The sequence below is a fragment of the Desulfomarina sp. genome (assembly GCF_054039375.1).
The window spans coordinates 1-20937 of record NZ_JBPLBA010000099.1; the positions used below are offsets into that span (position 1 = coordinate 1).

17 protein-coding genes are annotated in these 20937 nt (G+C 46.3%); 7 read left to right on the top strand and 10 right to left on the bottom strand.

All coding sequences use genetic code 11. The features are described 5' to 3' along the window. Positions 1-1505 (bottom strand): ATP-binding response regulator (locus tag ACXLDX_RS05515; protein ID WP_457576197.1); only part of this gene is annotated, 1505 nt, incomplete at its 3' end. After that, positions 1505-2608, bottom strand: coding sequence for a two-component system sensor histidine kinase NtrB (locus tag ACXLDX_RS05520; RefSeq protein ID WP_457576198.1), 1104 nt, complete (start codon positions 2606-2608; stop codon positions 1505-1507). The genes ACXLDX_RS05520 and ACXLDX_RS05515, both read right to left, overlap by 1 nt. Positions 2609-3010: 402 nt before the next feature. On the opposite strand from ACXLDX_RS05520, the gene ACXLDX_RS05525 reads away from it, so the two are divergent. The 3 genes from ACXLDX_RS05525 (at position 3011) to ACXLDX_RS05535 (ending at position 7899) form a co-directional block, all read left to right on the top strand. Then, positions 3011-5395: a sigma 54-interacting transcriptional regulator gene (locus ACXLDX_RS05525; protein WP_457576199.1), complete on the top strand. Its 2385-nt coding sequence runs from the start codon at positions 3011-3013 to the stop codon at positions 5393-5395. Between the two features lie 84 nt (positions 5396-5479). Then, positions 5480-6952 (top strand): PP2C family protein-serine/threonine phosphatase, encoded by a 1473-nt coding sequence (locus tag ACXLDX_RS05530; RefSeq protein WP_457576200.1) that lies wholly within the window; start codon positions 5480-5482, stop codon positions 6950-6952. Between the two features lie 209 nt (positions 6953-7161). Beyond that, entirely contained in the window at positions 7162-7899 is a 738-nt protein-coding gene (locus ACXLDX_RS05535) for a queuosine precursor transporter (protein ID WP_457576201.1), read from the top strand. A gap of 187 nt (positions 7900-8086) precedes the next feature. Here the strand turns inward: ACXLDX_RS05535 and ACXLDX_RS05540 are convergent, their stop codons facing one another. From ACXLDX_RS05540 to ACXLDX_RS05570, 7 genes are all read right to left on the bottom strand, one after another. Next, the gene (locus ACXLDX_RS05540) at positions 8087-8545 is read right to left on the bottom strand and encodes a MerR family transcriptional regulator (RefSeq protein ID WP_457576202.1); all 459 of its coding nucleotides are present in this window, start codon (positions 8543-8545) and stop codon (positions 8087-8089) included. 139 nt (positions 8546-8684) lie between these two features. Continuing rightward, positions 8685-9878: an NrfD/PsrC family molybdoenzyme membrane anchor subunit gene (gene nrfD, locus ACXLDX_RS05545; RefSeq protein ID WP_457576203.1), complete on the bottom strand. Its 1194-nt coding sequence runs from the start codon at positions 9876-9878 to the stop codon at positions 8685-8687. 1150 nt (positions 9879-11028) lie between these two features. Continuing rightward, complete coding sequence (locus ACXLDX_RS05550) at positions 11029-11391, bottom strand: MerR family transcriptional regulator (protein ID WP_457576204.1); 363 nt, start codon at positions 11389-11391, stop codon at positions 11029-11031. An 86-nt stretch (positions 11392-11477) separates the two neighbouring features. Beyond that, the gene (nrfD, locus tag ACXLDX_RS05555) at positions 11478-12650 is read right to left on the bottom strand and encodes an NrfD/PsrC family molybdoenzyme membrane anchor subunit (RefSeq protein WP_457576205.1); all 1173 of its coding nucleotides are present in this window, start codon (positions 12648-12650) and stop codon (positions 11478-11480) included. Positions 12651-12765: 115 nt separating this feature from the next. Then, positions 12766-13005, bottom strand: coding sequence for a hypothetical protein (locus ACXLDX_RS05560; protein ID WP_457576206.1), 240 nt, complete (start codon positions 13003-13005; stop codon positions 12766-12768). Between the two features lie 441 nt (positions 13006-13446). After that, positions 13447-13866 carry a cytochrome c3 family protein gene (locus ACXLDX_RS05565; RefSeq protein WP_457576207.1) on the bottom strand — a complete coding sequence of 140 codons (420 nt, stop codon included), beginning with the start codon at positions 13864-13866 and terminating at the stop codon, positions 13447-13449. A 71-nt stretch (positions 13867-13937) separates the two neighbouring features. Next, complete coding sequence (locus ACXLDX_RS05570) at positions 13938-14693, bottom strand: 4Fe-4S dicluster domain-containing protein (protein ID WP_457576208.1); 756 nt, start codon at positions 14691-14693, stop codon at positions 13938-13940. Positions 14694-15818: 1125 nt separating this feature from the next. Between ACXLDX_RS05570 and ACXLDX_RS05575 the strand changes: the two genes are divergently transcribed. From ACXLDX_RS05575 to ACXLDX_RS05590, 4 genes are all read left to right on the top strand, one after another. Further along, positions 15819-18332, top strand: coding sequence for an ABC transporter ATP-binding protein/permease (locus ACXLDX_RS05575; protein WP_457576209.1), 2514 nt, complete (start codon positions 15819-15821; stop codon positions 18330-18332). Next, entirely contained in the window at positions 18295-18810 is a 516-nt protein-coding gene (locus ACXLDX_RS05580; RefSeq protein WP_457576210.1) for a cyclic nucleotide-binding domain-containing protein, read from the top strand. Before ACXLDX_RS05575 ends, ACXLDX_RS05580 begins: the two co-directional genes overlap by 38 nt. Positions 18811-18899: 89 nt before the next feature. After that, positions 18900-19319 (top strand): ATP-binding protein, encoded by a 420-nt coding sequence (locus tag ACXLDX_RS05585; RefSeq protein ID WP_457576211.1) that lies wholly within the window; start codon positions 18900-18902, stop codon positions 19317-19319. A 20-nt stretch (positions 19320-19339) separates the two neighbouring features. Next, positions 19340-19687 carry an STAS domain-containing protein gene (locus ACXLDX_RS05590; RefSeq protein WP_457576212.1) on the top strand — a complete coding sequence of 116 codons (348 nt, stop codon included), beginning with the start codon at positions 19340-19342 and terminating at the stop codon, positions 19685-19687. Here the strand turns inward: ACXLDX_RS05590 and selD are convergent. Further along, on the bottom strand, positions 19667-20719 hold the full coding sequence (selD, locus tag ACXLDX_RS05595) for a selenide, water dikinase SelD (protein WP_457576213.1): 1053 nt from the start codon (positions 20717-20719) through the stop codon (positions 19667-19669). The genes ACXLDX_RS05590 and selD overlap by 21 nt on opposite strands. Between the last annotated feature and the right edge of the window lie 218 nt (positions 20720-20937).

Below are 20937 nucleotides of genomic sequence, written 5' to 3' on the forward strand. Positions count from 1 at the left end.
ACACATGCCCTCTCGATGACATGCCGTAATTCCCTGACATTTCCTGGCCAGGAGTAACCGGAAAGCAGCTCCATGGCCTGATCAGAAATATTCACAATCTTCTTATTTAGTTTCTCTCTATAAATCGCCAGAAAATGGTGTACAAGATGGGGAACACAACCCTTTCTTTCACGCAGGGGAGGAAGGAGAATCTCAACCACTTTAAGTCTGTAGTAAAGATCTTCACGAAAACCACCCCTTTTTACTTTCTCCAGAAGATTGACATTGGTGGCCGCAATTATCCTCACGTCAACCTGAATGGATTTATCCTGCCCAACCGGAGTAAATGTCTGTTCCTGGAGAAAACGAAGCAGGCGCAGCTGCATCCTCGGAGAGATATCACCAATTTCATCAAGGAAAAGAGTCCCCCTGTCCGCGTGCAGCAGCCTGCCCTTGCGATCCCGGTCCGCCCCGGTAAAGGCCCCCTTCACATGGCCGAACAATTCACTTTCCAGCAGGTCCTCAGGGACAGCTGCACAGTCGACTTTGATGAGCGCCATATTTTTCCTGCCACTTTCCGCGTGCAGCGCCTCGGCTGCCAGTTCCTTGCCCGTCCCAGACTCACCTGTAATCAACACAGCAGTATCAACTCTACCCACATTCTCAATGAGATGGTAAACCGCCTGCATAGCCTCGCTGGATCCAATAAACTTTCGAAATCTGCTCCTCTTTTCCCCATGTGCTTCAGGGAGACCGAGGGTTATGTCTCGAGCCACGATAACAGCCCCGTCGAATTCACCTGCACTGTCCTCCAGGGGGGCGGCATTCAGGCTGACCATACGAACAGTACCATCAGGCTTGCTGCATTCTACCTGGTGCTCCCTGACTATCTTTCCTTCCCGGATTACCTGCAAAGCATCCAGGTAGCAGGCTTTAGCCATCTCTCCTGAAAAATCACCTAAATTGCCTGCAGAGCCTGATTCCTGCTCATCAAGCCATTGATCCGCAGTACTGTTCATCTGGATAATATCCAGGTTTTCATTGACGGTAATAATGGCATCACTGACAGAGCTGAAAATTACCTCCAGGTACCGCCGGAATTTCTCATTTTCATGCAAAAGCCTCTTTTTTTCCTTTTCAAGCTCCCAATGTTTTAATGCCTGGCGGACAAATCGAAGGAGGGTCTCCTTGTTGACTGGTTTGGAAATATAATCAAACGCCCCGTAACGCACGGCATCGGCAGCAGTTTCAAGATTGGGAAATCCGGTAATCATGACGACGGGACACTGCAGTCCAGTACGTTGAATATGTTTGAGAAGATCAGTCCCCTTTGCACCTTCGAGAACGATATCACTGATAATCAGATCAAAGCGCTCTTCATTGATGGCCAGCAGGGCTTCTTCCATGGTAGCCGCCGTGGTTATCCTGCCGTACCCTGCACGCTTTAAAAACATGTCAAAGGTGATACGGATCGATTCCTCGTCGTCAACAATGAGTATATGAATATCCTTCAGATCAGCAGTCATCAGAGCTCCGAAGCCGGGATTTCAATGATCATTTCAGTGTAGCGATTCAGGATGGAATTAACCCGCAGGATACCATTATGGTTTTTAACAATTCCATAGCTTATACTCAAGCCAAGCCCGGAACCCTTTCCCGCGGGTTTACTGGTGAAAAACGGTTCAAAAACCTTCTCTAGAATTCCCTGGGGTATTCCTGTACCCCCATCCCTTACCACCAGGCGGATAAATTTTCCTTGGGAAAGATCAACAGGACTGCAGCTGATAGTAATTGCTTTCCCCTCACTCCCACCGCCTCCATATCGCTCGTTAAGAGCATAACGGCTGTTACTGATCAGGTTCAGCACGACCTGCTGCATCTGCAGAAAATTCCCGACAATAAGACAGGAAGGCTGATAACACTCGGTATTGACTTCAATACCGTCCTTTTCAAGCTGATGCTGCACGAGGGACAGGCTTTCCTTGAGGACCTCGTTGAGATCCACCGCCACAAAATCATTGCCGTCCTCTCTTGCAAAAGAGAGCAGATTATAAATAATAGCGGCTATCCGCTCCCCTTCCCGAACAATTCTTGACAGGAGTTCAGCCTGTTCAGACCCCTGATCACTTTCGTCAAGAAGCAGCTGGGCAAAATTTATTATTCCATTTATGGGATTGTTTACTTCATGGGCCACCCCCGCTGCAAGTTCACCGATTGCTGCCAGCTGGGCTGTTCGGATTGACTCAACTTTCCTGACCTCATCCCTGGTGAGCTTTCTGGCCATAAGAAGAATAAGCTCCCGACCATCCTGGTTTTTTTCGACCGGAATAACGCTGAGGGAATACTCTCCATCCAGCCCTGGAAGCCTGGTGTCTTCGACTCTCGAGGAACGGGTCAGGAGAAATTCTTCCAGGGGACATTTGATATGTGGCCACCTGCCGCCATGGATGATTTTACAGATCCCTTGGCCCACCACTTCTTCTCGATTTTTTCCGGAAACCCTGAGCATGGCGGGATTAACATCGACAATCTCTCCACCTGGTGTAACTACGATAAGCGGATCCTGTATTGAATGGAACAGCTCAACTCCAACACCGGGCGGAACTGATTTCCTGTTTTCCATGTCCATGTTCCTCCTTCCGGGATTGACATTGACCGACCAGAAAATACTACTTTGTGGGAATATCATGTCATATTTACAGCTAAAAATCAATATATCCAGGTTTCTTCCGTAATTGACAAATCCGGTGAAATTACCAATCTCCATTATTTCAATTTTGAAGTGCAGGATACAGATCATCTCCATTTTTTCGCTGTGACACGGAGATCGGGCGAAAAAACAATTTTACAAGGTGGCCTGCAGCGAAACAATATCGTTGAGGTTGAACCTTCAGATCAGACCACCATCAGAAGAAATACCATAAAATACCTGCAACAGCATTCGTACTTGTTAAATCAAAGTTTTATCCATATATTGAAAAGAAACGGGTTTAAAGAAAGAAGCCATAACTGTTTACAGAGGAGTAACACTTTGAAACATCCACCCATCCAGGAAGCCGATGCCCTTGCCAATGGCTTCATTACTGTAGACCAGGACTGGATCATCACCTCTCTCAACCCCAAGGCCGCTCTCATACTCGGTCTTGATAATGAAGACATCATAGGTAAACACTGCTATGACATTTTCAGCAATGACCCGAGATTCAAAGATATCTGTCATCAGATTGATCAGTTTATCAAAGAAAACGACGAGAGCAACATTGAGCTGACCCTCAACAACCCCGTCACTTCAGAAAAAGACGCCATCCGCCTGCGTATTATCATGCTGCCAGGAAAAGGGGGGACAGTGGCCGGAGCCATTATCGGCTTTGCGGATCTGACGGAACCTCTTGCCGCCGGAAGACTGGCATTGAACTCCATCAATGAAGGCGTCTTCTCCGTTGACCGCGCCTGGAAACTGACAAGCTTCAATCGAGCAGCCGAAAAAATCACTGGCTGGAAGGAAGAGGAAGTACTGGGCCGGTCCTGCAATGAAATATTCAGGGCCAATATCTGCAATTCCAATTGCGCGATTTCGGACTGTATCCATAAAAAATCATCCCTTTCAGAACGGATGGCCTATATTGAAACCAAAGAGGGCAAATCCATTCCCGTCAAGGTCAGCGCAGCACCGCTTCTGGACATGGACAATAATATTATAGGGGGTGTAGAGACGTTTCGGGATATCACCTCCACCATGCAGTACGAACTGATTCTGGATGCTGTGGCTGACGGAGTGTTCACCGTCAACGCCCAAGGTGAAATTACTTCTTTCAACAAGGCCGCCGAAAAAATCACTGGCTGGAGTGAACAGGAAGTTATCGGCAAAAAATGTTCAACAATTCTGCTTGCCAGTACAAATGTGGAGAGTTGTACCTTAAACAGGTGCATGAAGGAAAAACGCACTATCGTGGACAGGGAGCTGTTTATTATAGGTAAAGACGGTTTTTCTATCCCGGTCAGCGTCAGCGCAGCACCATTTATCGGTCATAACGGCGATATCCTCGGGGGTGTTGAATCTTTCAGAGATAACACCAATCGGCTGCAGAATGCTCTTATCCTCGACTCCATTGCCGACGGTGTCTTTACTGTAGACCGGGACTGGCGCATCACCTCTTTTAACCTTGCGGCCGAACTGATCACGGGCTGGAGTCGGCAGAAAGCTATCGGCCAATACTGCAGTGATGTTTTCTGCTCCTCTCTCTGTGGTGTCAACTGTGCAATAGCCGAAAGTCTGTACACCGGACAGCCCGTTGCCAACCGATCCATTACCATTAAAAACTGCAACGGCAAAGAGCGGTCGGTTTCCATCAGTGCCGCTCCCCTGGTTGACTATGAGGGTAATGTGGTGGGAGGTGTTGAAACATTTCGCGACCTCAGTGTCGAAATCAGCCTCAGGCAGCAGCTTACCCGCCGTTACACCTTTGACGAGATCATCAGTAAAAGTCCTTCCATGCAGCGGATATTCCAGATCATGCCGGAAATATCCCGCAGTGAAAGCAATGTCCTGATTCTAGGAGAAAGCGGTACAGGGAAAGAACTGATAGCCAGTGCCATCTATCACGCTTCCGGCCGCAGTGACAAACCCTTCATTATTGTCAACTGCGGTGCCCTGCCGGACACTCTTCTTGAATCTGAACTGTTCGGGTATAAGGCGGGGGCATTCACTGATGCGCGGAAAGACAAGGAGGGCCGTTTTGCCGCCGCGGAAGGAGGAACAATATTCCTGGACGAAATTGGTGATATTCCGCATTCTCTCCAGGTCAAACTCCTTCGGGTTCTGCAAAACAGAGTCTATGAACCCCTCGGGTCAAATACCCCGGTTAAGGCCGATGTGCGAATTATCGCAGCCACCAACCGAGACCTTCCCGAGCTTGTAAAAAGTGGCGATTTCAGGGATGATCTTTATTACAGGCTCAATGTTGTCAATATTGTCCTTCCCCCTCTGCGTGAACGTATTGAAGATATCCCCATCCTGGTGGATCATTTTGTAGAAAAATTCAGGGCAGAAAAACAAAAAGATATTGTGGGGGTCAGTGACGAAGTTGTCAACAGACTGATGCGCCACACTTTTCCTGGAAATATCCGTGAACTTGAAAATATAATCGAGTACGGTTTCATTCTCTGTCCCGGCGGCTATATAAAACTCGAACACCTCCCGGAAACCTTTGGAGAGGATGAAAATCATGCTGCCAGTCCAGCCATTTTCAATTATGAGGGCCAGTCTCTTGAGGAGATAGAAAAACAGGCTATCCGCCTCTCGCTGGAAAAAAATAAATGGAAAAAGATGCTGACATGCAAACAACTCGGCATCTCAAAAGACACCCTGCGAAGAAAGATAGAAAAGTATAAACTGAAAAACCCCTTTCAACCCTGAACCGGGTGACACATGAGATTTATTATCCAGTATACTTTTGCCGTCCTGGCCCTCACATATTATGGGGGCCAGGTCTGACCTTTCATGGAGACCCTGTCCCCCGTGACCCTGGGGACCACTACAGGCCTGGTTTTTCTGGGATTACTTGCATTCCGGCCCCTGCTTTACAAACTGCTTGTGAACAATGTCACGGAATCCCTGCAGGGGAGAAGGGCCTTCCTGGTTGAATTTTCAATCTGTATTCTCGCCGGACTGTTCATCTACGGTTACAACAGGTATTCGTATGGTTTTCCCCTTTTCAGTATTTTTTCTCTATTGACCGGCTGTATTATTCTCGGATTTTTTATTGGCCTGGATGGCTCACTCCACCAGGAAAGAAGAGCTATCCTGAAAGCGATGGAAAAGAATTCCATAGCCCCACTGCCCAAACGCTTTTTTTCCATGACCAGAAAATTCACTTTTGTGGCGGTCCTCTCCACCCTCTTTTCTTCACTTGTCATTTCCCTGGTCTTTGCACGGGATATCATATGGTTGACAAAAGTTACACCGGATGAAGCAGCTATTCACGAGGCCCAGCTTTCCGTAGCCTATGAAATATTTTTTATTATGGCTGTTCTCATGGCCCTGATGATCAATCTCATTATCTCCTACTCCAGAAATCTCAGGCTCCTTTTTAACAACGAAACAAAAATCCTGGAACAGGTCAGCAACGGCAACCTCAACCAGAAAGTTCCCGTCGCCACCCGTGATGAATTCGGTATTATTGCTGATCATACCAACACAATGATTGACGGCCTCCGCCATCGTTTTGAACTGCTCAGTGAAATGAAGCTGGCGGAAGAGGTTCAGCAGAACCTTCTGCCTGCCGGGAGTCCCGACATCAACGGTCTGGATATCTCCGGAATCAGCCTGTACTGTGACGAAACCGGGGGAGACTATTTTGACTATTTCCAACTTCCAGGTGACAGGCTTGGCATTGTGGTCGCCGATGCCTGCGGTCATGGTGTGGGAGCTGCGATTCTCATGACCTCAGTCAGGGCTTTTCTGCAGATGGCTGTCAGGACATACAGTTCACCTGGAAAGCTGCTCACGGAAATCAACAGATTCATCACCCGTGACTGTGAACGAACCGGCAGGTTTACTTCCATGTTTTTTCTGGAAACAGACAGAAAAAAAAGCAAAATGCGCTGGGTTCGGGCCGGGCATGAACCGGCTCTTTACTATTCAGCAGCCCGAAAGACACTCACTCACCTGGACGGCCCCGGACTGGTACTCGGGGTAGACGAAGATTTTCTCTTTACCGATTCGTCGCGCCCGGATATTGAAAGCAATGATATTATCCTTATTGGAACTGACGGAATAAAAGAAACGCGAAACAGCTCCAACGAAATGTTCGGGGAACAAAGAATTGGTGAGATCATCAGTACCCATGATACCCTGTCAGCAAAACAAATCCAAGATGCAATCATTGAAGCCGTCAATACCTTTCGCCACCCCCTCTCCCAGGAAGATGACATCACCCTGGTCGTTGTTAAAATCACCCCCGTTCACCATTAAAAACATCATGCCAGGATCTTGCATCCCCGGCCCATATCTGCTATTGTGCCGGTCCCAGGTAGTGTTTACAGATCACGGCGGTCACGGCTATACCCGCCTTAACAAAACCGGATTCACCCATTCCCCATGTCTGACAGAGGGGCCATTGATGTGATACTCCGGTTATATTTCTGGTTCTTAAGAATCCTTTTTATTCCCGGGTTGGTGATATGGACATCCTCAAACTGACAACTTTTTCAAACGAAATTCTCTGGTTCTATCTTCTTCTGGCGAACTTTCTGGCCATTCTGATTTCCTACAGATGCTTCGGGAAGACCGGACTGTATATCTGGATTCCCATTTCCACCATTCTGGCCAATATCCAGGTTATGAAGATGGTGGACCTTTTCTCCATTGGAGTGACCCTGGGTAACATCACTTACGCTTCTTCCTTTCTCGTAACAGATATACTTTCTGAGAATTATGGAAAAAAAGAGGCAAGAAAGGCTGTTTATATTGGATTTTTCTCACTCTCCTCTACAGTCGTCATTATGAATCTTGCCTTGATGTTCAAACCGAACGAATTTGATTTCATCCAGGAAAGCCTTAAAAACATTTTTGCCCTCCTGCCCCGGATAGCCCTGGCCTCACTCATTGCCTATGGTGTTGCCCAGCTTCATGATGTGTGGGCCTATGATTTCTGGAAAAAACGGGTGCCCGGTTTTCAGTATCTCTGGCTGAGAAACAATGCCAGTACGATGGTCAGTCAATTGCTGGACTCTCTGATATTCACTACGATTGCTTTCTGGGGAGTCCTGCCGACTGGTGAGTTCCTGGAAATTCTCGCAACAACCTATATCGTGAAATCAGTTGTGGCTCTGGCAGATACGCCATTTCTCTATCTTGCCCGCCTGATCTATTCAGGCCTAAACCAACGTCATGGACTTGAGAATACCCAGAAAAATTAGAATTTCCGTTCGAAGCCAGGGAAAACTGAAATAAAAAAAGCGCAGCATATTTATCATATGTGCGCTTTTTTCATTTCCCCGAAACACGGGGGCAATTGAACGTAAAGGTACTTTTCCAAGGCAGCCTGTGGCGGTCAAAAGAGTTTGCAAAAACCTGTACCACCTGTGGGGAGTTACCTTGTCGGGATCAGCGTATTTTCCGTTTCTTTTCTGTTTTTGTTCCTTTTTCCGCCAGGGCTCTGGCTCTGATTTCCCTGTCCTTTTCCTTTGCAAGCATCTCTCCCACCGGATCTCCGGCCAGTCTCAGGCTGCGTGGAACAGCCCTGTCAACCACGGCCTCACATATCCCGTGAATCTCTTCAGGACAATCTCCGATTTCATAACACGTTGCAAATTTAAGTAATTTCCTTATTCCCGGTATGGAGATACCTTCATCGTGAATGAGTTTTCTCAAACACCCTATCCAGGTTATATCATTTGGAGAATAGAGCCGTTTCGAACCAGTTCTAGCCGGCTTCACCAGACCTTCCGATTCGTAGATTCGCAGGGTTCTGGGATGCACATTCAATAATTTGGCTGCCACACTGATCGGATAGATGGGAAGATCATTTCTAATCGGTTTCACCTGAATTTTTTTTCTTACCATGCAATTGAGCTCCTCTCCTGATTTCCCGGCAATTTATACTTTCCTGAATACATCGGGCAAAAAGACCATTTCTGTACGGACATCAGCAGACGTCATCAGGATTCAGGCGACTGGAAATGTAAGACAGCTGATCCCCTTTTCAATGGTCTTCCGAAACATGACCGCGAAACATTTTTTCTCCAACCAGAAAGGCGAGACCACAGAATGCAACTCCACCCAGAACAATCAGATTTTCATGGAGAGAAGGCATATAAGTGTATAATTCGGGATAATCAACAAGCCCCATTCCGTGAAAGTGAGGAACGAGCTGACCGACAATGACCAGGTCATAACGCATGAAAAAAATACCAACCATACCGGCGAAGGCTGCGACAAAAAGGGCATTCATGGAACGGCCTTTTGTGCCCAGGATTATCAGCAGAGGAAATATCATGCCGAGAAGCACTTCTCCACCCCAGAAATTAATCGCATAAGACCCTGAAAGCAGTGTTTCCATTGCCTCATATTTTCCAGGGGGATGGCCGGTTATTCCTGTTATCATTTTCCAGCAGGTAAAAAAGATAATTACAGAAATCATCAGGGCGCCCATTTTCGAAACTGACGCCATGGAAGTTTTCAACTCATCACTCATTTTCCAGCCATTGAATTTATAAGCAAGCCAGGTAAAGAAAATGATGGCGACACAACCGGACATTGCGGCAGATGTAATGAAATAAATCGGCATATACGGTCCATGCCAGAATTCACGCCCATTCAGCAACCCGAATACAGCACCAAGATTCGAATGTGCAGCAACACCTGTCAATAATCCGGCAAGGCCAAACCTCATTGCCGCCTTATGATTATTTTTCTGCAACATCACAAACTCAAGCATCATGAGGAAAAGATAGGCACCGTACAATGTTCCCATCCACCATATATTAGATGTCGGATTTGCCCCAATCACATTTCCCACCGGCATACGCCATGAGTTTTCTATCTCAAAGGCTATAACCAAAAAACCGGCACAAATGGTTGCGATGGACATGAACACAGCCCGCTTTGCAATGGCGTTGAAGTTTTTAAATCCAAACACATGACCGACCGAGGAAACGATGCAGAGTCCGGTGGAAGTAACAACAAAAAAGACATAGGCAGCAATAAGAACACCCCAGGGTACTCCTCGGCTGACACCAAAAGTATGTTCATGACCGGCAATAATTGAATGGATACCTGCACCGACACCAACCAGGGTGAGCAGGGCCATCAATCCTATTGCCAAATTATACCTTCCAGATCCGGTTGCTTCCAGCCCGCCTTCCTGTGGAAGCACTCCTGCCATTAAATTGTTCATCGTTCACTGCTCCTTTTGTTACAGGGGTAAAATTCGTCTGAAAATCCTTGCAGCCAAAGGTCATTTCGCCACAGTAGAATTTCCAGCAGCCTGTTGAGGCCTGGCCATCAGGGCCCGGCCACGCCTGTTTATATGAAAGTCCGCAACACGACAGGTGATTTTGCCGCAGTATGAAACTTTCACTGTTTATCATACCCGGAGGATATACATCGCCGAACATTTTGCCGGCAATTCCAGGTCATTTCATTTCACAGGAAATGGCCTGTATCATCCTTTTGGGTACCTTTGTCCTGAATCTCCTCCCTTGACCTGCTTCATTTTCAATGGCGTAAAATAACCGATACGTCACGGCCATTGGACATTGCATATCCGCCGGATAAGTGCAGACTCCGAACCTGCCTGGGGCAGGTTCGATGTAATCATTATTTTCAGCAGATAAAGCGATTCAGGCATTCACTACTATTTTCCAGATTTACCTTGAATAATCCTTCAGATACGGTTTGATCTTCAGATCAAACAATGTGTGTAATGTTGCGCAACCAAGCCAGATTACGAGAAATAATATTCCTTCCATATCTTCCTCCTGTTAAAAATCCCCCTGACGACTTGATGGTAAGTGTTCATTTAATGTGGGATGCTGTCAATGATGCCCTATGCTATACTTGACAAGTAACGTTGTCAAGTTAATATACCAATCAAAGTTACCTTTAAACTCTCTTTTCCTCTCGACCGGCCCTGTTTTATAAATATATCATACTGTATATTCAGCATAAAATATAATTTAATAAAAAGCTTTAATTTTTACAACAACAGCTTCAAAAAAGACGCATTCTGCGCTTGTCCGGCGAAAGGACGCATTTTGCGTCTTACGGAATCCGAGAGACGGCTTACTCCAGCAGTATCGTAAACACTTGACAAGGCGCCTTGAGAAATTAGAGCTTTATTTGAGACCAAGGACCAGGTGAATAAAAAAAACTCAAACACATTAAATATATGCGAGCATTTTTCATTTTCATCTGACCTGAAAATCGGGAATAAAGACAGGGACCGGAAAGAAAACAACAGGAAGAGGAGGCAAACAGAGAAAACAGGAAACTGCGGTACAGCAGGTTGCCATACCGCAGCGGGAAGAAGAATTCAGGAAGGAAAATCAGGCAGCTATATCCTCATGCAGAGGCAACGGAGGTATTCTGTTGATTTTTTTGGGCACAAGTGTATTGGAAAAAAAGGCGGAACATCGTTTCCTTTTTTCAAAAGGGCAATCGATAATATTCCAGCAAGGGGTATATTTCAGCAATTTTTTTATGGCATTAATACTTACACCGTGCTCATGGATCATTTCTCTCAGGCACTCTATCCACTGAATATCCCGCATCGTATAATAACGCCATGACCCTTTCCGCAGAGGACTGATCAGACCTTTTTCTTCATAGTTACGCAGGGTTCTTGGATGAATTTCAAGCATTTCGGCTGCCATACCTATTGTAAAAATCGCTTTATTTTCATCAATCATATTTTTCTCCTTTGCTTGAAAGCGGAGGGGGAAAAGCCATCCCCTCCGCATACTCACCACATTTCTCCACTGCACAGTCAATTTGCTCAATGTCCACCATTATCCCTAAAGGTACTGTCCAGAAAACGCTCACCGACGAGAAAACCCAAACCGACAACTCCAAGTCCTGCGACAACCAGGAGGTATTCGGAAGCCGTAGGTGAATACGAGTAATACTGTGGAACACCAACAAACCCATGGTTGGCGGGAACGATCAACCCGGCAACTACCAGATTGAAGCGCGAGAAAAACTGACCGACGAGGACCATCAGCGCTGCCGTGGACATGGCATAAATTGAGTTCAAGCGACTGATTACGAGCAGAACACAGGGAAGCACCAGACCAATACCGATCTCAAAAAGCCAGAAATTCGTGGACAGAGGGCCGCGGGTAAGAGTATCTGCCGCCAGAATCATCTCTTCCGTACCACAATAAGCATTGACAAACTTCCAGGCTGTTGAAAGGGTCACCAGGAACGTCATGAGAACAATTATCTTTCCGGCGGTTTGCAATCCCTTGAAAGTCCCATCATCAATCTTCCTTTTCTGAAGAATTGAGGAATAGTGAGTAAATAGTATTATTGCTGCGGCTCCCGACAACACCGCACTGGCAAGAAAAAATACCGGCAGCTGCGATCCGTACCAGAATGGCCTGGCATTCAACGAGGCAAAGACGGAACCTAGGTTACTGTTTGCAAAAGATTCCGCTATGGCACCAAGTACTCCGAAAAACACGGCGGCAGAATATCGTTTTGTAAAAATCAGATAGAACTCGAGGAGCATTATCCCGACAGCAAGTCCGTACAAGGTTCCCATCCACCATATATTTGACGTGATATTTGGATGAAGAATAACTCCCAACGGCATTCGCCAGGGATTTTCTATCTCCAGGCCGATAACGGTAAATGCACCAAAAATTGCTATTATCGACAACCACACCATCCTGTTTGCAAGCGGTGCCATCTGGTTTCCGCCAAAGGCATGACTGAATGCCGCCAGCACACAAAGACCCGTCGAAATAATAGCAAAATAAGCATAGACACCGATCAACATTCCCCACGGCATTTCCCTCGTATTGGCAAACGCATGATGATGTCCGACTACCTGAGCATACACCGCCGCCGCAAGGCCGACAGCTATCATAAAAAGGGTCAGCCACATGAGCTTGTTACCAGGTTTCCTGATAGCTTCAGATGATGAGATTGCAATATTTCCTTCCATTATTCCTTACCTCCGACAATCTTGAGAGAATTTTAAATGATGATCTGTTTAACTGCGTCAGCAGCCGAATTTCCAGGCTCCACGAATATTTCAAAAACCGTTTTCTGAAAATCGCCTACCACCCAGGCCTGTCCTCGCCCAGAGGTTCAGGCTCCACACAGCCGTTCTCCTCTCTGGCGAGCTGAAACAGAACCAGTAGGACAACCGGAGCAGCAAACGGCCCCATAATGACAAACAAAAGCAGCGACAGAGAGAGCCAGAAGCACTCACTTATCTTTTCAGATAACTGAAGAAGATTGTCCCGAGCGGCACAAACCGATATTGCAAATGTGTGTTTATGTATTATAGCAGCCATGTGATGCCTCCTTGTTGATATTCCCTGTGGTGGTTGTTTAGTTATTTCTTAAGAAGCAAGAGTCATGCCACATGGATTTCTGTTTTAAAAGAAGGCTCGATTCACAGACAAGCATTTATTTTAACACATAATTTTATTAATCCACCAGTTGTGCCCCTGGAGAGCTACCGAAAAACATTCCTTTGTAGGACGTATTTTGCGCCTTCAGATCATCACAAACAGGACGCAAATATCGCCCTTGACAGAACAAGCGATATCTAAATGATTTGAAAGGATAAAAAAGATAAATACAGGAAGGGATGAGAATTGCGAAGGAATAAAATGGATAAAAAAATGGCAGTCACAGGAATATTTTCCCTGTAACTGCCATATGTTACAAGCGATATAGCCGAAAATGACGCATTTTACGCCATTAAACGGAAAAGGTTTACCACTCAGGGGTCAATGATGCGCCTCCTGCTCTTCTCCCCCCACAAGCCTTGCATGCCCTCTCACGCCAATATGACAGGCGGTACAACGGGTATTTGAGGCAAAAGCTGTTTCACCGTCATGACAGGAACCACAATATCCCCCTTCGTACAGAGCAGCCATGGTGAAATCATCTTTTTCAGCAGCAGCCCCAGCCTCCATTTCAAAGAGGTCATCATGGCAGGAATCACACTCAAGCTCTGCACCCATGGTGTGAACCTTATGCTCGAAAACAACAGACTTCACAGGACTCACCCATATTATGGGTTCAGCCGGACCAAATTCATCCTCATCATATTCTTCATCTTTTACCTGCACATCACCACTGGCCAGAAGCAGGGCAGCCGTACCGAGAAAGAATGCCAGAATCAAAAACACCAATATTTTTTTCATTTTTTTCTCCCACTTATCCATATATCCCCTTACCTGAACCCAGGCAAAAAGTTGGAGGATTTATACCAGAATTACGAGTTAATATAAAAAACGTTCGGAATGGCTCCAGTGGCGGGACGTAATACCCAGACCATGGTCTCAGGAGAGTGAACGAGTTGAAACACTCTATCCTCGGGATCAGCAAGGTTGCCGAAAACCCTGACATCTGCAGGACACGCCTCAACACATGCTGTTGTTTTTTCACCTTTGGAAAGGCGGGTATCCCAGCAGAAATTACATTTATCAACGGCCCTGATCTCTTCTTTGAAATAGCGTGCATTATACGGGCAGGCCGTCATACAGGTTTTACAGCCGATACACCGACTTGGATTCATCAGCACTATTCCGGTTTTCTTATCCTTCCATGTTGCGGTAGTGGGGCAGACTCTGACGCAGGGTGGTCGATTACAGTGATTACAGAGAACCGGCATAAAAATCGTTTCATATTTTTCTCCACCCAGGGCCCGGCGTTTTTCGAGAATAGTTGTACGAAAACCATATGACGGGACATGGTTTGTCTTCACGCAGGCGTCTTTGCACCGCTCACAGTCAATACAGAACCTCTCCCTGATAACCATGCTGTAATGGGGATCATAGGGATATTTGCCGACTTCTGGTACAACACCGGCGGCTCCATGGGCATTGCGTACAGACGTAAGCGACAGTACGCTGCCACCAAGATACATACCGGTGACAACAAGCCCCATTTTCAGAAACTTTCGTCTCTCCTCAGACGGTAATGTACTGAGATCCTCGCTCTCCAATTCTTCCAGCTCATCAATCTTCATTCTCAAACCCCTTGTTTTTTTAACTTGTGCCTGTCCATAGTTGGTCATTTTGCCCGATATCTGCGTTGCCCGAAAAATTTTATCCTCGGAGGTAAGCGTAGACTCCGATATCAACTATATGCCTGCGGTAAAATTTTCCATGCGCCTTGATCTCGAACAAAAATCCTCATTTCCGGACAGACACTAACTAATCATCCAGACCAAAAGAAGACAACTCACACACAGCTCTGAATCCATGATGGACTTAAAATTCTTTTCTTGATTACTACCAATGAAACTCAGCCAAATTGTGGATATACCAGCTTTATCAGGCTAGCCTACGGTCAAAAATCACTGGAAATCTCAATTGATAAGGAATTCAAATGAAAAATTGTCAGTCCAGATTATTTTAAAACCAGTACAATGTGATTTTTGAAATACGCCTGATAAAACAGGTACATCCACAGGTCTCAAGTATCAGGATGAGTTTTGTACGTAATCAAAATTCTTTTTTTTTATAACACAGCAAAATTCAGTCATAAAATTCACCCGGCATAACAAAAAAGCATTCGGCTCCCTTCGGGGTATCTGCTGATGGATCAAGGACCGTGCAAAATACTCTGAAGAGTGCCTTGGAAAATTAGACTTTTCGTTCAAAGCCCAGGGACATAAATAGTAAAAAGCGTCATATATTAATCATATATGAGCTTTTTTATTTTCCTTTAACGCCGGGATCGGGCAAAAAGGCTGTTTTTTCGAGGTGGCTTAAACAGCAGTTCTTGTAATTGGTCTCAATTTATGGGTTATACTGCGTCAAAAAACAACAAAAAAAACACCAAAAAGGCCAATTTTACCACCACTATTCTATCGCAACTCCGACCATATACCACGCTCGTCCATTTTTGTGCATATGAGCTTAAGTTTTCAATATAATACTACAATGCAGAACCTACCATTATTTTCCTCCTTTTTCAAGCTTCGGTAAGAGCATGTTCAACATGCCGCATCATACCGGTCCTGCAAAGGAAGCTGTAGACATTTTCCCAAAATTGTTTAAAGTTTGTAAAAAATCTTTGGAGAGACTGAACATTGGCATTTATTGACAGCCGGAAACAACAGAACAACATTACCAGGACTTCGGTTCCAGTGACGAAAAGATCAATTTTTTCCTGGGCTTTCAAGGGAAATTTCAAGCTGCAGCTGATTCTTTTTTTCGTCATTGTTCTCATTGTCGTTGCCCGTGTTCTGCCTCTCGAGATGCAGAAAAGGATTGTCAACGAGGCCATTGCCCTCCGGGACGTTTCAAGCCTTATTCTTTTTTGCTCCATATATCTTGTCGCAGTAACCGTCACCAGTCTTCTTAAACTCGCCATCAATTATCTCCAGGCTCTTATCGGCGAACGGGCCATGCTTGCCATGCGCAAGGCTCTGTATCATCATATTCTCACCATGCCCCTGTCATTTTTTCGCAAGACCCAGCCCGGCATGGTTGTCTCCTCACTCATGACGGAATTGAGCTCCGCGGGAACTTTTGCGGGTCAAGCTTTCGCCGTCCCCGTAACCAATATTCTGACCCTGATAGCCTTTGCGGGCTACCTCCTTTCCCTGCACGTCAAACTGGCCTGTGCCACCATGCTTATTTATCCCATTGCCGTCTTTGTTGTTCCCCTTTTACAGAAACGGGCAAACAAGGCAAACAAGGAACGGGTTGACATATCAAGAGCCACCGCCAACCAGATAGCCGAGTCCATTTCTGGAATCAGTGAAGTCCAGGTTCACGGAGCCTATGAACAGGAAAACAGGAAATTTGATCTCCTTGTTGAAAAACTGAAGAAAGTGAGAATTCGCTGGTCACTTTTTCGTTTCGGCATAAAAACAACCAACAACTATTTTGTCAGCCTGGGCCCTTTTATCGTCTTCATCTACGGAGGATACCTGGTTATGCACGGGGAGCTCGAACTGGGGGCCATGGTAGCCTTCCTCTCTGCCCAGGAAAAACTTTATGATCCCTGGAAGGAGCTGATAGAATTTTACCAGACATACCAGGACGCATCCGTCCGCTATAAACGGACAATGGAATATTTTGATACCCCCCCCGAATTCTTGATTGGACACAAAACGGATTCCCCTGGAAATACGCCGGAAAACAACAGTGTAAAAATTCAGGATCTCGTTTTTGAGACCCCGGAAGGGCTCAAATTGCTCAAGGGGGTCAGCTTTTCCCTCAAGGGTGGTGAACACCTGGCCATTGTCGGTTTTTCCGGAAGCGGAAAATCTGTTCTCGCCCAATGCATAGGAAAAATGTACAATTACTCCTCGGGTAACATCCTCATCGGCGGATGCGAACTGCGCTCCCTGTCAAAAGCTGAAATAATAGACAAAATCGGCTACATTTCCCAGAATCCCTTTATTTTCACCGGCTCCATCAAGGAAAACCTGCTCTATGCGCGTCTGGCGACTCTCTCCCTGACAAACCCGTCTCCTGCCTCCGATCACGAACCGGACCTGGATAGAATGATCCTCGTTCTCCAGCAGGCCGGTCTTTTTGTGGACGTGATGCGTTTCGGCCTCGACAGCTACATCAATCAGGACGACAGGAAGATGATGGAGAAAATCGTCCATATCCGCACCATTTTCAGGAAAGACTTTGGCGAGAGACTGAACGATTTCATAGAGTTTTTCGACAGGGACTCCTATCATTTCAACTCCAGTATTCAGGAAAATATCATCTTCGGTACAGCAACCGATTCAAGGTTCGCCTTCGACCAGCTTGCCGACAACCCGCTTTTTCGTCAATTCCTGTTTGCCTCCGAGCTACTGACTCCCCTGCTCAACCTGGGCGGAGAACTGGCCGAACAGGCTGTCGATATCCTTGGAGGTGTGGAAACACTTGATATCTTTTTTGAAAACAGCCCTGTTCCGGCCAACAGGCTGGAGGATTGCCGAACAATCCTCGGCCGCCTGAAAACAGAAAAGCCAACAGATTTAAACGCAAAACAACAGAATTTCCTGCTCTCCCTGGCATTAAACTTCACCCCTGCCATCCACACCATGACGCGGCTGCGGGACGAACTGAAAAATTGTATCCTTAAAGCGAGAAAATCATTTTCCACCTGGTCGGAAAAAGAGGTTCCCGGCCTCTTTATTTTCTACAAACAAAATGATTACATAACCGGACAGTCCATTCTCAACAATATCCTGTTCGGTAAGATGAAGTCAGATCTCACCCATGCCCAGGAAAAGATAAACCAGGCCATCATCCATCTCCTGATTGCTGAAGAATGCCTGGAAGAAATTGCCTCCATAGGTATGAATTTCCAGGTGGGAACCATGGGAGACAGGCTGTCGGGTGGACAGAAACAGAAGCTGGCCATTGCCCGGGTTCTCATCAAACAGGCTCCCATTATTATAATGGATGAAGCCACTTCTGCTCTTGACAATAAATCCCAGACCAGAATCCAGCGACTCATTGAAACGAGATGGAAAGGAAAACGCACCCTGATCGCCATAATCCATCGCCTCGACACTATAAAAACTTTTGACAAAATCGCTGTAATGAAGGCAGGGAAACTGGCAGAACTTGGAACCTACCAGGAACTCATTGACAAAAAAGGATTACTCCATGAACTCATCTACGGTAAACAGCGAAACAGTTCCTGAAATGCATCAGAATCTGGAACTCTTAAAAGAGCTGCCGTTTTTTTCAGCATTTCCACTTCAGGCTCTTAAGATTCTTGCTCTTCTGGCAACAAGGGGTGATTTTCTGCCGGGCGACCTGCTCTATGAAAAGGGAGACGACACGGACCGCGCCTACCTGGTCCTCGAAGGCTGCCTGCTGTTGACCACAGCCGGGAAAAACGGCTCTCCGGAAACCATCAGGAAATTCATAGCGGGAGACTTCATCGGCTCGTTGTCACTTATCGGCCAGAATATTGCTCTCTTCGATCTGCGGGCCGAAAAAAAATCCAGGGTTCTCACCATCGACCGCGAACAGTTCCAGAAAATCCTGGAGCAGTTTCCCGAAGTCCAGGCACTCTCTCTCAAGGCGATTTTAAAGGAAATCAACCGCTGGGAAAGAACCAATATTTCCGAGGCGGCTCCCTGCTGTTTCTCCAGGCTGGGAGTGACCGCCCTCTGAAAAAGCAACTCCTCAAAGAGGCAACAACTCTATGATTTTATTACCTATAAACTGTAATTACCTGAAAAGATCATGATCAAGGCCCGGTAATGGACATCTTCTTTCAAATACGAAATGACTGCTCGGAACTCACAACGATCCATGCGGTTCTTGCAAAACTCAAAAAAAGATGGAACCTTACCCGCAGGTTTATATCCGAAATGAATCTCATTCTGGATGAACTGGTCTCCAATATCATCGAACACGGAGACTGCGACAGGGAAATTGAGATTACAATACGACTTATTAAAAAAAATAACGTTATAACTATAATACTGACGGATACAGGTCCACCGTTTGACCCGACCATCACCCCCATTCCCGACATCTCCCTTCCCCTGGAAAAACGAACTTGCGGGGGACTCGGAATACACCTAGTCCGCAAATTCAGTGATGACTGCAGCTACAAACGAACAGGCAATAAAAATATTCTTACCCTGAAAAAACATCTGCCCGAGGAGAACAGATAGGTGACTGTCTGTACAATTCTATGGAAACAGCAATAACCCGCATGGATAACACTACCGTTTTCGACATCAAGGGAAGGCTCGACTCACGGACTGCTCCACAGTTTGAGAAACAGCTGCAGGATTTTCTTCATTCCCCAGACTGCCACCTGGTGCTCAATTTCAATGAGCTTGATTATATCTCAAGCGCCGGACTCCGTATCATTCTCAACACAGCCAAAGCCTATAAATCATCACCCTACAGTTTTGTGACCTGCTGCATGCAGGATCACGTGCAGGAGGTGTTTGAAATTTCAGGTTTTGATTCCTTTATCACCATCCACCAGAACCTGAACGATTCTCTGAAACAACTACCGAACAACAAGAGCTGATTTCCCACAAGAGAAGACCTCCCCGATTCGTGCTGCGATAATGCCCTCAGCCACCAGATCCTGCAGCAGGCGTGTTCCCTGTTCAGCCGGCAGAGACAGAAGCAGCCCCCCTGAAGTCTGCGGATCATAGAGCAATTCTTCTTCTGCTTTGTCGAGAGAGCATTCCAGTGTAAAAGAAAATTTCCCCACCAGTTCCCTGTTGGCCCTGTTGCTTCCGGTTGTCTCTCCTTTTTTATACATATCCAGAGCTCCACCGTAAAACGGCAGAGCGGTATATTCAACTGCAATCTCAACAGAACTGGCCTCAGCCATTTCCAGGACATGACCAAGAATCCCGAAACCTGTTATATCCGTGCACGCATGGAGTTCATAACCCAATGCTTTTTCCATGGCTGTCTTATTGAGTGAAGCCAAAGCCGGTAACACCTCTTTTTCCAGTTCCCCGTAAGGAAACTTTCCTGATCGCACCGCATTGAACAGAACCCCGGAACCAAGGGGCTTGGTGAGAATAAGGACATCACCCGGCATGGACCCTGCATTGGTTATAATCCTGTCCGGGTGCACAACGCCATTCACACAGAGGCCGTATTTCGGTTCGTTATCATCTACCGTATGCCCCCCGACCAGGCAGGCCCCCGCCTCCACGACCTTATCACTGCCCCCTTTTAAAATTTCTCTTAAAATACCCATATCAAGATGACCTGAAGGAAACATCACCACATTCAGCGCAGTCAGTGGCCTGCCACCCATGGAGTAGACGTCCGAAATGGAATTGGCAGCGGAAATCTGCCCGAACCAGTATGGGTCATCCACCGGTGGTGTTATGAAATCAACGGTATTGATCATGGCGATCTCCGGAGATATTCTATAGACGGCACCATCATCCGACGTGTCAAACCCCACGAGCAGATCACTGTTCTCCTGTGCCTGCAACCCCTTGAGTGCGTCCGACAAGTCCGTCGGACCTATTTTGGCGGCTCAACCGCAGGTTCTGGCAAGCCCGGTCAATGTTTTTTTTCTGAAAAAACGCATTATTTTCTCCTGTATTCCGGAATCACATAAAAATTATCTTAATTACCCATGAAACTCAGCCAAATTGTGGATGTGCCTGTTTTATCAGGCTAGCCTACGGTCAAAAATCACTGGAAATCTCAATTGATAAGGAATTCAAATGAAAAAGTGTCAGTCCATATCATTTTATAATCAGTCTAATGTGATTTTTGAAATACGCCTGATAAAACAGGCCCAAT

Coding starts and splice junctions, on each gene's coding strand:
- ACXLDX_RS05520 (WP_457576198.1), bottom strand. CDS start 2,608: ATGGACATGGAAAACAGGAAATCAGTTCCGCCCGGTGTTGGAGTTGAG.
- ACXLDX_RS05530 (WP_457576200.1), top strand. CDS start 5,480: ATGGAGACCCTGTCCCCCGTGACCCTGGGGACCACTACAGGCCTGGTT.
- ACXLDX_RS05535 (WP_457576201.1), top strand. CDS start 7,162: ATGGACATCCTCAAACTGACAACTTTTTCAAACGAAATTCTCTGGTTC.
- ACXLDX_RS05540 (WP_457576202.1), bottom strand. CDS start 8,545: ATGGTAAGAAAAAAAATTCAGGTGAAACCGATTAGAAATGATCTTCCC.
- nrfD (WP_457576203.1), bottom strand. CDS start 9,878: ATGAACAATTTAATGGCAGGAGTGCTTCCACAGGAAGGCGGGCTGGAA.
- ACXLDX_RS05550 (WP_457576204.1), bottom strand. CDS start 11,391: ATGATTGATGAAAATAAAGCGATTTTTACAATAGGTATGGCAGCCGAA.
- nrfD (WP_457576205.1), bottom strand. CDS start 12,650: ATGGAAGGAAATATTGCAATCTCATCATCTGAAGCTATCAGGAAACCT.
- ACXLDX_RS05560 (WP_457576206.1), bottom strand. CDS start 13,005: ATGGCTGCTATAATACATAAACACACATTTGCAATATCGGTTTGTGCC.
- ACXLDX_RS05565 (WP_457576207.1), bottom strand. CDS start 13,866: ATGAAAAAAATATTGGTGTTTTTGATTCTGGCATTCTTTCTCGGTACG.
- ACXLDX_RS05570 (WP_457576208.1), bottom strand. CDS start 14,693: ATGAAGATTGATGAGCTGGAAGAATTGGAGAGCGAGGATCTCAGTACA.
- ACXLDX_RS05580 (WP_457576210.1), top strand. CDS start 18,295: ATGAACTCATCTACGGTAAACAGCGAAACAGTTCCTGAAATGCATCAG.
- ACXLDX_RS05585 (WP_457576211.1), top strand. CDS start 18,900: ATGGACATCTTCTTTCAAATACGAAATGACTGCTCGGAACTCACAACG.
- ACXLDX_RS05590 (WP_457576212.1), top strand. CDS start 19,340: ATGGAAACAGCAATAACCCGCATGGATAACACTACCGTTTTCGACATC.